The sequence below is a fragment of the Asanoa siamensis genome (genome assembly GCF_016862555.1).
GTDB lineage: Bacteria > Actinomycetota > Actinomycetes > Mycobacteriales > Micromonosporaceae > Asanoa > Asanoa siamensis.
Genome location: NZ_BONE01000022.1, coordinates 1 through 15,399 on the forward strand (window position 1 = coordinate 1; position 15,399 = coordinate 15,399).

Here is a 15,399-nt window from a genome sequence, read left to right on the forward strand (position 1 = left end):
GCCGGCGGCGCCACCGAGCAGGGATCGACGAGCGAGGGGCATGTGCGTTTCCTCCATCTACCGGGGGAGTGCGGCCGGGTTGACGGCGAGCAGGCCGCCGTCCACCCGGTATTCGGCGCCCGTGACGAACGAGGCGCGGTCGCCGGCGAGGAAGGCGACGACCTCCGCCACCTCGGCGGCGCGGGCGACCCGGCCGAGCGGATGCGTGCGGCCCCAGGTGGCCACCGTCTCCTCGACCGTCGCGTCGCCCTTGTAGAGGTCGGCCGCCCAGCGCAGCATGGGCGTGTCGACCGAGCCCGGGCACACGGCGTTGACCCGGATGTTCTCGCGGGCGTGGTCCAGCGCCATCGAGCGGACCAGCGCGTTGATGCCGGCCTTGCTGACCGCGTACGCGGCCACGCCCTGCTGCGACACGTACGCCTGCACGGACGAGACGGCGACGATCGCGCCGCCGCCGCGGGCCCGCAGGTGCGGCAGCGCCGCACGGCACGTCAGGAAGACGCCCTTGAGGTTGACGTCGAGCACCTCGGCCCAGAGCGCGTCCGAGGTCTCCTCGACCGTGCCGTAGCGCTGGACGCCGGCGCTGGTCACCACGATGTCGAGGCCGCCGAACCGGTCGACCGCCCCGGCGACGAACCCCTCCACCGCCGCCGGGTCCGTCACGTCCGTGACGCTGCCGGCGGTGCCGGTCCGTTCGGCCAGCGCGGCGACCGCGTCGGGTTCCCGCCCGCAGAACGCCACCTCGGCGCCGCCCGCGCGCAGCAACTCGACCACCGCCGCGCCGATGCCCAGCGAACCGCCCGTGACCAGTGCCACCTTGCCGTTGAACTCACCCATCGAGCACCTCCGTCGACCAGTTGAGGCGAAGTGTCCCGTGTGGAGGGAGAGTCAGCGCGGTGCCGTTCGCGACGGCCGCGGCGAGTCCCTCGGTCGGGTGGCTGGAGAACGGTTCGAGCCCGACCACGTAGGCCCGGCCCCACCATGGGTAGCCCGCCGTCGCGCCCAGCTCGTGCCAGAGCCACAGGTAGGGCAGTACCGTCGCGTCCCAGCTGACCCGGATGCCCGTGCCGTCGGCCGGCTCGCGCAGCTCGTACCAGCCGGTGTCACCGAAGCCGCTGAGATAGACGATCTCGCTCGGTCCACCGGCCGCCGGCACCACGCTCAGGTCGACCGTGCCGCCATCTGGAGTGGGAACGACGGGCCAGGCGTACGGCCCACCGGCCCGCACCGACCGCACCGGCGGGTTGATCGCGGACGGGTGCGGGTGCACCTGGATCCCGTCCGGCAGCGTGATCCGCTGCCCGGGCCGCAGGAACGGCCGTCCGTAGGCCAGGTGCTGGCCCCACATCGCCTCGACCGGCACCGGCGCGGCGTTGGTCAGCTCCTCGTCGACCCAGAGCGTCGGGTCGCCGGACCGCAGCCGGAGCACCTTGCTCAGCCGCAGCGGCGTGCGCCGGGTCGCGACCGACAGCCGCACCGCGACCTCGTCCGGCTCGTCGACGAGCACATCGGCGTCCCAGGGCAGCGCGGTCAGCTCGGCGTGCTGGGCCAGCGCCGCGCCCCGGTGGCGGGCCGGCGCGCCGCCGTTGGGCAGCACCTCCTGCCAGCCACCGGGATAGCTGTCGAGGAACGCGGCGACGTCGTCACCGGCCGCGGCACCGGCGCCGGGCGGCCGCACCGCGTCCGGCGCCAGCCAGACGTGGTCGCGGTCGCGCGGCTTGTGGTTGAACTCCACCACGTGCCCGCCGGTCAGCAGCACGGTGACCCGCAGCAGCTCGTTCTCCAGCACCACGGCCGGATGCCCGAAGACCGTCACCTCGTGCGCCCGGGCACCCCAGTTCCGGGCCGGGCGCCAGCGGGGGCTCACGTCGCGATCGCGGGATCGGCCCAACGCTCGTTGGGCACCAGCGGATACCAGCCGGGCCGCGCCGGGTCCCGGTCGTACGGGTAGCCGCCGATCTCCTTGTAGAGCTCCGCGTACTCGTCCACCTTGTCCCGGTCGAGCCGCACGCCGAGGCCCGGCCCGGTCGGCACCGCGATCGCACCATCCACGTAGGACTTCTTGCCACCGGAGATGATGTCGTCGGTCAGGTGGTGGTAGTGCGCGTCAGCCGCGTACGACAGGTTCGGCAGCACCGCGCCCAGGTGCAGCATGGTGGCCAGCTGGATGCCCAGCTCGCCCGACGAGTGCACGGCGACGCCGAGCTGGAACGTCTCGCACACCGCCGCCGCCTTGACGCAGGCCCGGATCCCGCCCCAGAACGTGGTGTCCAGCAGCACCACGTCCACGGCGGGGTCACGCACGTTGGTGGCGAGCTGTTCGAAGTTCACGACCACGGTGTTGGTCGCCAGCGGGATGCCGATGTCGCGTAGCTGCCGTACCCCGTTGAGGCCCCAGGTCGGGTCCTCGTAGTAGTCGTTGTGCAGGTCCCGGATCGCCTCGCCGAACCGCCGCGCCTGCGCCACCGAGAGCACGCCGTTGGGGTCGTAGCGGAACCGGTCGCCGGGCAGCGCCGCGGCCAGGGCCCGGTAGCCCTCGAGCTCGAACTCCGGCGGGAAGACGCCGCCCTTGAGCTTGTGCACGGTGAAACCGTGCTCGGCCTTGAGCGCCGTCGCGTGCGCGACGAGCTGCTCGGGCGTGCGCACCTCGCCGGTGCCGTCCGCGTTCGACGTCCGGTAGAACAGGTACGACGCGAACTCGACCTCGTCGCGGATCTTGCCGCCGAGCAGGTCGTAAACCGGCACGTTCAGGTGCTGCCCGACCAGGTCCAGGCAGGCGAACTCGATGGCCGCGAGCAGCTGGATCCGGTTGTTGTAGAGGCTCGCCGTCGGGTTGGCGATCGCGAACCGCAGGGCTTCCAGCGCGAACGGGTCGTGGCCGACAAGGTAGTCGCGGAGGCCGCGCACGGCGGCCTCCGCGCTCTCGCCGCCGCCACCGAGCTCGCCGAGGCCGACCAGGCCGTTGTCGGCCTCGACCTCGACGATCGTGCGCACGAACCGCCCCCAGTGCGCGCCGCTCGCGTGCCGCAACGGCGCCTCGAGCGGAACGGTGACGGTGGTGGCCCGGATGTCGACGATCTTCATATGGGTCAGGCCTCCGCCCGGTCGATCGAGACGGCGACGAACCCACCCGGTGGTACGGGCACGCGGGCCGTGCCGCCCGCGACGTCCAGCGGCGCCTGGTCGCGTTCCAGGCTGGTGCCGACCTTCGCCGCCGTCATGCCGGGCACGCCCAGCGCGACACTGACCTGCTCGGGCGCCGTCGAGGACAGGTAGACCACGACGTCGTGGCCGCGCCGCGACGGGCCGAACCCGGCGACCCGGACCAGCGGGTGGTCGACGGTCGCCCAGCGGTGCACCGGCGGGGCCGGGACCACCTCGGCCCCGCCGGTGACCGGTGCGGCCACGAACGGGTCGGCCAGCCCCGCGGCGGCCGCCGCGCCGAGCTCGCGCGGGTCCGCGCCCGAGCGCGACGTGATCGCGTACTGGAAGGTGGTCTCGCCCTGCTGCTGCGCCGGGAAGTTGGTGTCCCAGATGTTGTTCAGCGCCCAGGAGTAGACGGTGCCCGGCTCACCCGGCTCCGGCTTGACCGTGGGCGGGAACGGCGCGTAGGGCAGGAACAGGTCGCCGATCATCGCCAGCGGCGCCTGCAGCGTCGCCCACGCCGCGGTGACCTCGCCGTCGTCGAAGGCGATCCAGTGCCGGATCGGCTTCATGTGCGCGGCCGCGCCCGGCACGGTCGCCACGTCGGGGCCCCCGACGCCGCCGGTCAGCTCCCACGCCACCGGCGCCGGCAGCGCGAACGGGAACGCGAAGAAGACGCTCTCCTTGGCCGCCGTGCCGGTCTTCTCCATCCGGTTGGTGATGTCGACCCGCGGCACGCCGTTGGTCACGCTGATCGTGGTGCGCAGCCAGCCGGTGCCCTCGGCGTCGAGCTCGATCTCCAACGTCTCACCGACCGCGGTCCGGACCGCCCGCACGATGGTCGGCCGCCGGCCGATCGAGCGGCCGCCGAGCAGCGTCAGGTGCTCGTCGGTGGCCTCGATGTGGCCGGTCAGGTGGTTGATGTGCGGCGCCGTCGAGTACTTGTCGTAGACGTACTGGTTCATGCCGGCGTACGCGTCGCGGTTGACCAGCTCCCGCCCGGCCCGCTTGTCGAAGACCGAGGCGATCGAGCCGTCCGCGGGGTTGACGTCGACCCGGTAGAACTCGTTCTGCACCTGCCAGGTCTGGCCGAGGTCCTCCGCAGCCGGAGCCTTGGCGTCGGCTGGCCGGACGTCGAAGCGCACGTGGCCCGTGGCCGGCACGTCGGTGGCCACGAAGCTGACCCAGCGCCCGCCCGGCCGGGTCGGCCAGTCCTTCGGGTGCTGCTCCTCCTCGTGGTGCGCCACCACCTCTCCGGTCCGGGAGTCCACGATGGACATCGCCGTCTCGAACGGCACCGTGCTGGCCGGCACGAACACCGTGGCCAGGTCGGTGCGGTCGGCCTGGCCGAGGTTGGTCACGAGGTACGCGGCCAGCGCGCCCCCGGGGGCGGCGTAGCGGGCGCCGAGCCGGTGCGCGCCGGCGCGCCGCAGGTCCTCGGCGTCGTCGGCGGCCGCGTACGCCATCTCGCACTTGCGGGCCCACTGCATGCCGCCCGAGTCGAAGCCGTCCTCGTGGTCGTGCCACGGGTTGGCCGCGCCCCAGGTGTGCTCGTCGAAGAGGCCGATCTTGTCGTAGATCGCCTCGACCGCGGGCGCCGCCTCCTCGGCCGCGCCGGCGAGCTGGTGCAGCGTCTCCGCGTGCCGCACGGCGTGCTGTGCGCGCCGCGCGTAGCCGAGCGGGCGGGCGCCCGAGCCCAGGCCGTCGGCCCACCAGTCGGTCCAGTCGCCCTCGTGCTCCTCGATCCGTTCGCCGAAGCGCTGCTGCGCCTCCTCGAAGAACTCGGTGTTCGTGGCCATCCGCAGCTTCGGGTACGCGTACGCCTCGTTCCACGCCCGCACGATCGACGGCGGCAGGATCGACGGGCCGGCGTTGTCGGCGTTGCCGCCCTGGACCCGCAGGTGCAGCAGGTCGTGCGGGTACGGCTGCTTGGACAGCCCCTCGACGTCGAGCACGCTCCAGCCGAACGCCTCCGAGCCGTAGGGGACCGGCCGGTGCGCGAGCTGGTGCAGGTAGCCGGGCAGGTAGTCGACGGCGGCGGCGAAGCTCTCCGCCAGGCCGACCACGTTGCCCTCCATGTAGGCCATGCCGTGCGAGCTGTCGGTGAACCAGACCAGCACCCGGTTGCCCGCCGGCGACCGCCACCAGAACGGCCGGCCGAGCTCCTGACCACCGGTCAGGAACGGCACGGACCGGCCGGCCCAGTTGTGCGCCGCCGACAGGTACCGCACGCCGCTGGCCGCGAGCGCGTCGACGAAGCCGACCACCGCGCCCGGCACGTCCGTGTGCATCGCCGAGGTGACCGGGATACCGTGCCGGTCCCGCAGCTCGTCGGTGAACCGCAGCATCCGGTGCAGCTCCTCCACGGAGCAGGCCTCGGTGTGCAGCTGGTACGGCATCGCCGTGACCTCGATCCGGCCCTGCTTGACCAGCTCGACGAACCGGGCCACGGCCGCGTCGTCGCGCGACTCGAGGAACCGCCGCACCGGCAGCGCGGACTCGACCGTCCAGCGGAACTGGGCGTCGTCCGGCCATTCGTCGGTCGCGGTCGACAGCTCGACCGCGGAGTCGAGGTATTCCAGGTGGTTGCGGAGCACCACGCCCTGGCGGTCGGTGTAACCGATGTCGAGGTGCGAGTGGTGTACGACGTGGACGGTGAACTTGCGCTGTGGCTCGACGGTGAACGGCCCGTCCAGACCGGCGGCGCTGACGGTCACCGTGCGGGGCGCCGTCACCTCCGGCAGCCACAGGTCGATCCACCCGCTCTGCACGGCGCCGCTGTCGATGACGGTGTCGCCGTCGGTCAGGGCCGCGGTGCCACCGCTGCCGCCCTGGACGGTCACCCGGACCGCCTGGCGGCCGTCCTTGCGGAACAGCGGCAACGACGCCGCCGTCACCTTGACTCCGTCGCGCTCCGCGACGGTCGCGGTGCCCGCGGCCTTCAGGGTCGCGCGCATGTCCTCGTAGCCCGGCGAGCCGAGTCGGGCCCGCAGCAAACGGCTGGTCATGCTGTCCTTCCTAAGGTTCTCAGAACTGGCCCAGGGCGAGGCCGCGGGCGAACATCCGTTGTGCGGCCAGGAAGACCGCGACGGTGGGCAACGACATGACCAGACCGGCGGCGAGCAGCACGGGCACGGAGCTTCCGGCGTACGCGCTGGACAGCGCCGACAGGGTGGTCATCACCGGCCGCACCGGGTCGCTCTGCGACAAGGTCAGGCCGAAGAGCAGGTCGTTCCAGATGAACGCGAACTCCAGGATGAAGACCGCGCCCAGCGCCGGCAGGGCCAGCGGGAAATAGATCTTGCGGAAGATGAGCCAGGTCGACGCGCCCTCGACCCGCGCCGCCTCGAACATCTCGTACGCGACGCCGGTGAAGAAGTTGCGCATCACGAACGCGGCGAGCGGGATGCTGACCGCGGTGTAGATCAGCACGAGGCCGAACCGCCGGTCGTAGAGGTCGGCCCAGCTGTAGCCGAGGAACAGCGGGATCAGCAGCATCTGGGACGGGAACACGGTGCCGCCGAAGAGCAGCAGGAACCACCAGAAGCCCGCGCGCAGGCGGAGCACGACGATCGCGTACCCGGCCATCGCACCGATCACCACGGCCAGCGCCGGCCCCGTGACGCTGTAGAGCGCGGTGCTCGCGATGCTCTCGCCCAGCCCGACCGCTTCCCACGCCTCGCGCAGGTTGGCGAACAGCCCGAAGTTCGGGTCCGGCGTCCAGATCTTCTCCGCGTCGTAGCTTTCGGTCGGCTTGAACGCGTTGACCAGCAACAGGTAGACCGGGATCAGCCAGATCAGCCCGAGCACGGCCAGCGTGCCGCGGCGGGCCACCCAGCCCAGTCGGCTCTCCTTCATCGCAGCTTCTCCTGTCCGCGGATCTGGAAGCGCAGGTATGCGACCGTGACCGCGCCGGTGACCAGGGTGAGCACGAGGGCCACGGCCGAGCCGTACCCGTAGTCGCTGGAGACGAAGGCGTCGCGGTACATCGTCACGGCGAGCGTCTCCGAGGACCGGCCGGGACCGCCCTGCGTGGTCACCCAGACGATGTCGAACGTCTTCAGGCTGGCCACCAGCGACAGCCCGATCACCACGGTGGTCAGCGGGGCGAGCAGCGGCCAGGTGATGTGCCGGAACATCCGGAAGCCGGAAGCGCCGTCGAGCCGGGCCGCCTCCAGCGGCGGCGTCGGTATCGACTGCAGGCCAACCAGGAACAGCAGCGCGTTGACGCCGCTCTGCTGCCAGGTCATCGCGACGATCATCGCGATCGTGTTGTACGGCGACTGCTGCAGGAACGAGATGTCGGCACCCGGCAGGTGCAGCAGATGCAGCAGGTCGTTGGCGGCGCCGTCGCTCTGCAGGATGAAGCCCCAGATCACACCCAGACCCGCACCCGAGAGGGCGTACGGCAGCATGAACGGCAACCGCAGCAGCGTGCCGCCCTTGATGCCGAAGCTGAGCAGCGCGATCAGCAGGCCGATCGCGACCGGTACGACCGTGGTGCCGACCACCCAGAACAGCGTGTTGCGGACGGAGGTGGTCAGCGCCGGGTCGTCCAGGAACCTCTTGAAGTTGTCCAGCGCCACCCACTTCGGCGAGGTGAGCCCGTCGTAGTCGGTGAAGCTGTAGAAGATCGTGTAGAGGAAGGGCGCGTAGAGCAGGGCGGCGACGACGAGCACCGCGGGCGAGATGAACCCGAGTGCGCTCCAGCCGGTCGTGATGCCCCGGCCCCGCCGGCGACCGGTGCTCGTCGTCGCCGTCATCAGTTCGACTTCCAGTACTCGTCGGACGCCTTCTGGATGTTCTCGAGCTGCTTCTGGTAGCTGCCCGGGTCCACCATGAAGGCGCCGAAGCCGTCCAGGGCCGCGGTCAGCACCGGCGGCGGCATGGCCTCGAAGAAGCGGTTGGCCAGCGCGTACTTGCCCTCACCGGCGTCCTTGTTGAGCTGGTTGAGGCTTGGGTCCTTGATCTGGACCTTCGGGTTGGCCGAGACGTCGCCGCGACTGTTGGCCCACTGGTCCTGCGCCTTCTCCTGCACCCACCACTTCATGAACTTCGTGCTGGCCTCGGGGTTGGGCGCCTTGGTCAGCGAGCACAGCGGGCCGCTCTCGAACGCGACCGTGGTGGTCGGCAGGCTCGGCGTCACGTTGGGCACGACGAACATGCCGTAGTCGCTGTCCGGCTTCATGCCCTGGGTGGTCATGTTGGTGTTGAACCAGGTGCCGAAGAGCCCCATCGCGACCTTGCCGGACTTGAGCATCGCCTCGGGCTGGTCCTTGCTGCCCGGGTCGCTGAAGTAGCCCTTGTCCTCCATGTCCTTCCACTGCTGCATCACCGCGACGACCTTGGGGTCGGTGAACTTCGCCTTGCCCGTGGCCAGGTCGTTGTAGAGCTGCGGGTCGGTGCCGATCAGCAGCTGCTGGAACCAGACGAAGCTGAACAGCACGGAGGTCTGGTAGAAGGGCGCGACGCCCTTGGCCTTGAGCGTGTCGGCCGTCTTGATCAGGTCGGCCCAGCTCGTCGGCGGCTGCACGCCCGCGTCGCTGAAGACCTTCTTGTTGTAGAACATCACCCAGTACGAGACGTTCGCCGGTACGCAGTACTGCTTGCCGTCGATCGTGTAGTAGGGCTGCAGTTCCTCGGAGACGTCGCCGTTGGCGATCGCGTCCTTCCAGAGGTCGCTCGTGTCGGCCACCTGGCCCGAGTCGACGATCTCCTTCAGCCGCCCGCCGGTGCTCCAGGTGAACAGGTCGGGCTTGTTGTTGGTGCGGAAGGAGGCTTTGATGAACGCCTCGTACGTGGGCAGGTCGGTGTAGCCCACCGGGGTGACGCCGAGCCCGATCTGCTCCTTGGAGAGCTTGCCGACGCCTTCGAAGTAGGTCTTCCAGGCACCCTTGTCGTTGTAGAGCTTGACCTCCGTGGCGTTGCCGCCGGAGGAGCTGTCATCGCCGCCGCCACCGCATCCGGTGAGGCCCAACGTGACCGCGGCGAGGGCCGCGATCGCCAGCTGGAAGCGTTTCACCGTTCCAACCTTTCGTCGATCTTCTTGGGGTCCGCCGACTGGCGTAGTGAGGGCAGCCGACGGTGTACGACGTCGGCCACGTCCTCGAGGTGTTGCCGCATCAGGCTCTGGGCGAGGGGTTCGTCGCCCGCGTCGATGGCGGCCAGGACGCTCCGGTGCTCCTCGTGATCGCGAGCCCGGTCGTCGAAGATGTGCAGGATCGCCCGCTGTTCGGCGGCGTGCACCGAGAGCAACGAGTCGAGCACCTCGTGCAGGATCCCGTGGCCACTGGCCTGCGCGACCTGGAGGTGGAAGGTGGTGTTCGCGTTGTGCAGCAGGCCGTCGTCGCCGCTGAGGTGCCGCTCGGCCTGGTCGAGCGTCGCGTGCAGGGTCGCGCTCGACCGGGCGTTGCGGTGCCGGGCGGCGAGGCCGGCGAGGTAGGGCTCGATCAGCAGCCGCGCGTCGAGCAGTTGCGCGGCCTGGACGCCGCCGAGCGTCGGCGGATTGGGGTTGGCGATCACCACCCGGTCCAGCGCGGCCATCACGTACATGCCCGAGCCGTGCCGGATGTCGATCGCGCCGGTGGCCTGCAACTGGCGCAGGGCCTCCCGCATCGTGGGTTGCGCGACGGCGAAGCGTTCCGCGAGGACGCGCACCGCGGGCAGCCGGTCACCGGGCCCGAGGCCGTCCGCGCGGATGAGCTCGACGATCCGGGCGATGAGCGCGTCGGAGAGGCTCGGCCGTAGGCCGGCGTCCGTTCGCGTTCCCTCGACCGTCACGTCAAACGCTCCCTCATGTTTCCGTGGCGTTAAGTGGGCAAGAGACTAGATGACTTGCTCTCTAGCTGTCTAGAGGTCTGGTCGGTAGATGCTGACCCTTGTCCGGCCGGGAAAGTGCGTGACAATGTGGACCTGTCGAGGCGGTGGAGGTCCTGGTGTCCCTGAGCGCTACGCCCGTGTCCCGTCCTCGGCTCCTGGACGAGCTGACCGGCCGGATCCTGGCCCAGATCCGTGACGAAGGGTTGCGCCCCGGTGACCGTCTGCCGTCATCGCGCGCGCTGGCCGAGCGCTTCCTGGTTGCGGTGCCGACCGTGCGGGAGGCGCTGCGCCGGCTCGAGGCGACCGGCGCGGTCGAGCTGCGGCACGGCTCCGGCGTCTACGTGAAGGCCGACGTGGCCCGGCTGATCATGGTCAACCCCAACCGGCTGCCCCTGGACGCGGGCGCTATCCGCGACCTGCTGGAGGCCCGCGAGCTGATCGAGCCGCACCTGGCCGCAGCGGCCGCCCGCAACGCCACCGACGCGCAGCTCGCGGAGCTGGCCGAGGCGTTCTCCCGGACCACCGCGGCCTTAGCGGAGGATCAGCGCCTGCATCTCGCCAACATGGGCTTCCACTCGACCATCGGCCGGCTCGGCGGCAACCGTGCGCTGGCCCAGGTGCTGGAGTCCCTGATCGACCTGCACGACCAGGAGCAGCGGCACATCCTCGACCTTTACGGCGACCGCGACCACGACCACGAGGTGCACGGGGCGATACTGGCGGCCATCCGCGGCCGCCGGCCCGAGAAGGCGCGGCGGCTGATGACCGACCACCTGCGCGACGTCCGCGAGGTGGTGACCGCCGCGCTGTCCCCGGAGGCCCGATGACGTTTCACCCCAACCTGGATCCGGAGCTCGCCGCTCTGCTGGGCTCGTTGGAGGCGCCCTTCGAAGAGCTGAGCGCGCGGCCGTACGCGGAGTTGCCGGCCGCACGCGAGCCATGGCTGGCGGAGCCGGCGGCGATGTCCGATCCGCGGGTCGTCATCTCCGACGAGCTGGCTGGGTCGGTCCCGGTGCGGATCTTCCGGCCGGCCGGCGTCACGGGCGTGCTGCCCGGTTTGCTGTGGATCCACGGCGGCGGGCTGCTCGTGGGCAGCGCGCGCAGCGACTCGGCACCGGTCGGCTACACCACGGACGTGCCGTGCGTGACCGTCTCGGTCGACTACCGGCTCGCGCCCGAGCATCCGTACCCGGCGCAGGTCGATGACTGTTTCGCGGCATTGGTCTGGTTCTTTGCGAACGCCGCCGAGCTGGGGGTCGACCCGGGGCGGATCGCGATCGGCGGCGGCTCGGCGGGCGGCGGACTGGCCGCGGCGACGGCGCTGCGCGCCAGCGACGCCGGTGGGCCGTCGGTGGTCTTCCAGCTGCTCGTCGCGCCGATGCTCGACGATCGCGCAGTGACCCCGTCCAGCTCCGCGTTCGACGATCCGCGGATGGGGTGGACCGCCTCGTCGAACCGCTACGCCTGGCGGGCGCTGCTCGGCGACCGGGCCGGCGGACCGGACGTGTCGCCCTACGCGGCCCCGGCGCGGGCCACGGACCTGTCGGGCCTGCCGCCAACGTACCTGTGCGTCGGCGAGTTGGAGGTGTTCCGCGACGAATGCGTCGACTACGCGGCCCGGCTCATGCGCGCCGGCGTTCCGACGGAGCTGCACGTGTTTCCCGGTGCTTTCCACGGGTGGGAGTTCTTCCCGTCGGCCGCGGTGAGTCGCCGGTCCGTCAGCGAACGGGTCGTCGCCCTGCGCCGGGCGTTCCACCGATCCTGAGCTTGCATACAAGTGCACAAGTGTGCAAGGGTCCTCGCATGCTGATGCCGGTCGTGCGTACCCGTCGCCGGGCGTCTGACGAGGTCTACGCGGCGCTGGTGACCGCGATCCGCGACCTGCGGCTCGCCCCGGGCACCGCGCTCTCCGAGACCGACCTCGCCGAACAGCTGGGTGTGAGCCGCACGCCGTTACGCGAGGCTATCGCCCGGCTCGCCGACGCGGGCCTGGTCACGGTGGTGCCCCAGGTCGGCACGCGGGTCGCGCTGATCCGGCTGCGGGACGTGGAGGAGGCCCGGTTCGTCCGCGAGAACCTCGAGGCGGCGGCCTTCGCGGGTGCGTGCGGCGGTGACGTCGCCGAGCTGCGTGCGTTGCTCGACCGCCAGCGCCTGGCCGCGCGGGCCGGCGATCCCGACGGCTTCTTCGCCGCCGACGAGGCGTTGCACGAGCAAATCTTCGTGCTGAGCGGGCATCCCGGCGCCTGGCAGGCCGTCCAGCGGATGAAGGTGCAGCTCGACCGGTTGCGCCGGCTGAGCCTCCCGGACCCGCGGACGCTGCGCGAGTTGCTCGCCGAGCACCGGGCGATCGTCGACGCGCTGGAGCGGGGCGACGTGGCCGGCGGCAGCGACCTGGTCCGGGCGCACGCGCGCCGGGCCGCCGACCAGGCACCGGCGCTCCGGCGCGAGCACCCCGACTATTTCACCGACTGATGCTCACCGCCGAGACCGCGGTCGACCACCTGCGCAGCCGGGGCGTGCTGGCGGCGGGCGGCACGGCCACGCTGCTCGCCGGTGGCGTCAGCGGCGTGGTCGTGCTCGTCTCGGCCGGCGAGCGGCGCCTGGTGGTCAAACAGGCGCTCGACCGGCTGGGCGTCGCGACCGAATGGCGGGCGAAGCCCGAACGGTTGCTGACCGAGGCTGCGGCGCTGTCGCTGCTGCACTCCCTCACGCCGGCGCACACACCGTCCATGGTGGACGTCGACCCGGCCGCGCTGGTGCTGACGATGACCGGTGCGCCGGCCGGCTGGCAGTCGTGGAAGAGCGTGCTGCTGGACGAGCCGCCGTCGGGCGCGCGGTTCGCCGGTGTGGCCGCGACGCTCGGCCGGATCCTGGGTGCGTGGCACCGCGCGACGGCCGGTGATGCGTCGGTGGCGGCCCGGTTCGCCGACTACGAGGCGTTCGAACAGCTGCGGGTGGCGCCGTTCCACCGGTTCGTGCGGTCCCGGCATCCGGCCCTCCGCGCCGCGATCGACGCGTGCGTCGACGACCTGACCTCGGCCCGCGAGTGCCTCGTGCACGGCGACTTCTCGCCCAAGAACGTGCTCGTCGGGCCCGACGGCGGGTTGTGGGTGCTGGACTTCGAGGTCGCGCACGTCGGCGCGGCGGTGTTCGACCTGGCGTTCCTGCAGTGCCACCTGCTGCTGAAGGCCGTGCACCGGCCCGCGGCGGCGACGGCGTTGCGGGGTGCGGCCGCCGCGTTCCTGGCGGCGTACGGGCCGGCGCCCGTCGACCGGCTCGGTTGGCACACCGCGTGCCTGCTGCTGTCCCGGGTCGACGGCAAGTCGCCGGCCGACTACCTGACGGCGGACGGCCGGGCGCAGGTGCGCGTGTCGGCGGTGCGGGCGCTGGCGGCGTCGGCGAGCCCGACCATCGAGGAGCTGTGGGAAGAGGTGGGCGGGTGACCCGGGTCCGGGAGGTGCGCGGCTGGGAGGCGCTCGACTCGCGCGGCCGGCCGACGGTCGCGTGCCGCGTTCTGCTCGACGGGGGAGCGGTGGGCCTCGCGACCGTGCCGTCGGGCGCCTCGGCGGGTTCGCACGAGGCCGTGGAGCTGCGGGACGGCGGTGCCCGCTACGGCGGCCGCGGCGTGCGTACCGCCGTGTCCCACGTGGAGGGTGTGCTCGCGGCCGCCGTCGCCGGTGTGGACGTCGCTGCGGTGGACGACGCGCTGCCGTCGGTCGCCTCGCCGCCGTACGCGTCCGTGGGCGCCAACGCGGTGCTCGCGGTGTCCGTCGCCGCCGCCCGGGCCGCCGCCGCGGACGCGGGTGTCTCGCTCGCGCGGCACCTGACGGGCGCCGGGCCGCTGCTGCTGCCCATGCCGATGGTCAACGTGGTCTCGGGCGGAGCACACGCGGGCAGCGCGATCGACATCCAGGACGTGTTGGTCGTCCCGCACGCCGCCGGCAGCTTCGCGGAGGCGATCGAGTGGGCCTCCGCGGTCCGCGCCGCCACCGCCCGCCTGGCCCTGGACGGCGGCCACGACGCGGCCGCGCTGGTCGCCGACGAAGGCGGGTTGGGTCTGCGGTTGCCGACCAACCGGGCGGCGCTGGAGCTGGTCGTCGACGGCATCGAGGCGGCGGGGCTGACCGGCCGGGTCGGTCTGGCGCTCGACCTCGCGGCCACGGAGTTCTTCGCCGACGGGGCCTACCAGCTGCGCCGGGAAGGCCGCCACCTGACCGCGGCCGAGCTGGTCGACGAGGTGGCGTCCTGGTGCGTCGACTATCCGGTGCTCTCCGTCGAGGACCCGCTGGCCGAGGACGACTGGGCCGGCTGGGCGGCGGTGACCGCGCGGCTGCCGGGCGTACAACTCGTCGGTGATGATCTTTTTGTGACCGATCTGTCGCGGCTCTCGCGCGGGGTTTCCGCCGGCGTCGCCAACGCCGTCCTCGTCAAGCCCAACCAGAACGGGCTGGTCAGCGGGGCGGCCGCGGTGGTCGCGGCGGCGCGGTCGGCCGGCTACCGCACGATCGTCTCCGCCCGGTCGGGAGAGACCGAGGACGCGTGGGTGGCCGACCTCGCGGTCGGGTGGCGGGCCGGGCAGATCAAGGTCGGCTCGACCCACCGGTCGGAACGCACCGCCAAGTGGAACAGGTTGCTGGAGTTCGAGGCGCTGGAGGACACGACGTTCGCCGGCCCGTGGGAGGACGTCACATGAACAGGTTCGAGGGTCGCACCGTGCTGGTCACCGGGGCCGGCTCCGGCATCGGTTTCGCGATGGCCAGCCGGTTCCTGGCCGAGGGCGCGACGGTCTACGCCGCCGACCTCGCCCCGGCGGGGTGCCCGTCCGGTGCCGTGGCGGTGAAGGTCGACGTGACGGTCTCGGCCGACATCCAGGCCCTGGTCGACCAGGCGATGACGGAAACCGGGCGGATCGACGTGCTGTGCAACAACGCCGGCCTCTCGTCGACCACCGACCCGATCGCCTGCTCCGAGGAGGAGTGGGACGCGGTCTTCGCGGTCAACACCCGGGGCGTCTTCCTCGGCTGCAAGTACGCGCTGCCGCACATGCTGGCCGCCGGCCGGGGCGCGATCGTCAACACCGCGTCGGCGGCGGGACTGGTCGGGCTCAAGGACCGGGCCGCGTACTGCGCCAGCAAGGGTGCCGTCATCGCGTTCACCAAGCAGGTCGCCGTGCAGTACGCGGGTACCGGGGTGCGGGCCAACAGCGTGTGTCCGGGTACGGTCGACTCGCCCTGGGTGGGTCGGCTGCTGGCGGCGACCGACGACCCCGTGGCGACGCGCGCACAGCTCGTCGCCCGGCAGCCGATGGGCCGGCTGGCCACCCCGGGCGAGGTGGCCGCGGCCGCGCTGTACCTGGCGTCGGACGAGGCCGAGTTCGTCACCGGCACGGAGCTGGTGATCGACGGCGGCCTGGTCGCCGCCTGAGTGAAGGAGAAG

At 71.9% G+C, this 15,399-nt stretch carries 14 protein-coding genes; 6 read left to right on the forward strand and 8 right to left on the reverse strand.

The genetic code is table 11. The features are described from left to right. Positions 1 to 57 precede the first annotated feature (57 nt). The 8 genes from Asi02nite_RS15315 to Asi02nite_RS15350 are packed head-to-tail and all read right to left on the reverse strand — an operon-like array spanning position 58 to position 9,924. On the reverse strand, positions 58 to 837 hold the full coding sequence (locus Asi02nite_RS15315) for an SDR family NAD(P)-dependent oxidoreductase (protein WP_203713519.1): 780 nt from the start codon (positions 835 to 837) through the stop codon (positions 58 to 60). Further along, entirely contained in the window at positions 830 to 1,867 is a 1,038-nt protein-coding gene (locus Asi02nite_RS15320; RefSeq protein WP_203713521.1) for an aldose epimerase family protein, read from the reverse strand. Before Asi02nite_RS15320 ends, Asi02nite_RS15315 begins: the two co-directional genes overlap by 8 nt. Next, positions 1,864 to 3,084: an enolase C-terminal domain-like protein gene (locus Asi02nite_RS15325; RefSeq protein WP_203713522.1), complete on the reverse strand. Its 1,221-nt coding sequence runs from the start codon at positions 3,082 to 3,084 to the stop codon at positions 1,864 to 1,866. Before Asi02nite_RS15325 ends, Asi02nite_RS15320 begins: the two co-directional genes overlap by 4 nt. 5 nt (positions 3,085 to 3,089) lie before the next feature. Further along, a complete protein-coding gene (locus Asi02nite_RS15330; protein WP_203713523.1) occupies positions 3,090 to 6,152 on the reverse strand; it encodes a glycoside hydrolase family 38 N-terminal domain-containing protein in 3,063 nt (1,020 codons plus the stop codon). Positions 6,153 to 6,171: 19 nt separating this feature from the next. Beyond that, positions 6,172 to 7,002 (reverse strand): carbohydrate ABC transporter permease, encoded by an 831-nt coding sequence (locus tag Asi02nite_RS15335; protein WP_239126734.1) that lies wholly within the window; start codon positions 7,000 to 7,002, stop codon positions 6,172 to 6,174. Continuing rightward, entirely contained in the window at positions 6,999 to 7,907 is a 909-nt protein-coding gene (locus tag Asi02nite_RS15340; protein WP_203713524.1) for a carbohydrate ABC transporter permease, read from the reverse strand. Before Asi02nite_RS15340 ends, Asi02nite_RS15335 begins: the two co-directional genes overlap by 4 nt. After that, positions 7,907 to 9,166, reverse strand: a complete 1,260-nt coding sequence (locus Asi02nite_RS15345; protein WP_203713525.1) for an ABC transporter substrate-binding protein — start codon at positions 9,164 to 9,166, stop codon at positions 7,907 to 7,909. Before Asi02nite_RS15345 ends, Asi02nite_RS15340 begins: the two co-directional genes overlap by 1 nt. After that, a complete protein-coding gene (locus Asi02nite_RS15350; protein ID WP_203713526.1) occupies positions 9,163 to 9,924 on the reverse strand; it encodes a FadR/GntR family transcriptional regulator in 762 nt (253 codons plus the stop codon). The genes Asi02nite_RS15345 and Asi02nite_RS15350 overlap by 4 nt, the downstream gene beginning before the upstream one ends. 155 nt (positions 9,925 to 10,079) lie before the next feature. Here Asi02nite_RS15350 and Asi02nite_RS15355 point away from each other — a divergent pair, with 155 nt between their 5' ends. Genes Asi02nite_RS15355 through Asi02nite_RS15380 form a run of 6 tightly spaced genes read left to right on the forward strand, consistent with a single transcriptional unit; the run spans position 10,080 to position 15,387 of the window. After that, a complete protein-coding gene (locus Asi02nite_RS15355) occupies positions 10,080 to 10,790 on the forward strand; it encodes a FadR/GntR family transcriptional regulator (protein ID WP_203713527.1) in 711 nt (236 codons plus the stop codon). Beyond that, the gene (locus tag Asi02nite_RS15360) at positions 10,787 to 11,728 is read left to right on the forward strand and encodes an alpha/beta hydrolase (protein ID WP_203713529.1); all 942 of its coding nucleotides are present in this window, start codon (positions 10,787 to 10,789) and stop codon (positions 11,726 to 11,728) included. Before Asi02nite_RS15355 ends, Asi02nite_RS15360 begins: the two co-directional genes overlap by 4 nt. Before the next feature lie 38 nt (positions 11,729 to 11,766). Continuing rightward, complete coding sequence (locus tag Asi02nite_RS15365) at positions 11,767 to 12,435, forward strand: GntR family transcriptional regulator (RefSeq protein ID WP_203713531.1); 669 nt, start codon at positions 11,767 to 11,769, stop codon at positions 12,433 to 12,435. Beyond that, positions 12,435 to 13,406 carry an aminoglycoside phosphotransferase family protein gene (locus tag Asi02nite_RS15370; RefSeq protein WP_203713533.1) on the forward strand — a complete coding sequence of 324 codons (972 nt, stop codon included), beginning with the start codon at positions 12,435 to 12,437 and terminating at the stop codon, positions 13,404 to 13,406. The genes Asi02nite_RS15365 and Asi02nite_RS15370 overlap by 1 nt, the downstream gene beginning before the upstream one ends. Then, positions 13,403 to 14,656 (forward strand): phosphopyruvate hydratase, encoded by a 1,254-nt coding sequence (eno, locus tag Asi02nite_RS15375; RefSeq protein ID WP_203713535.1) that lies wholly within the window; start codon positions 13,403 to 13,405, stop codon positions 14,654 to 14,656. Before Asi02nite_RS15370 ends, eno begins: the two co-directional genes overlap by 4 nt. Then, complete coding sequence (locus Asi02nite_RS15380; protein ID WP_203713537.1) at positions 14,653 to 15,387, forward strand: SDR family NAD(P)-dependent oxidoreductase; 735 nt, start codon at positions 14,653 to 14,655, stop codon at positions 15,385 to 15,387. Before eno ends, Asi02nite_RS15380 begins: the two co-directional genes overlap by 4 nt. The last annotated feature ends 12 nt before the right edge of the window (positions 15,388 to 15,399 follow it).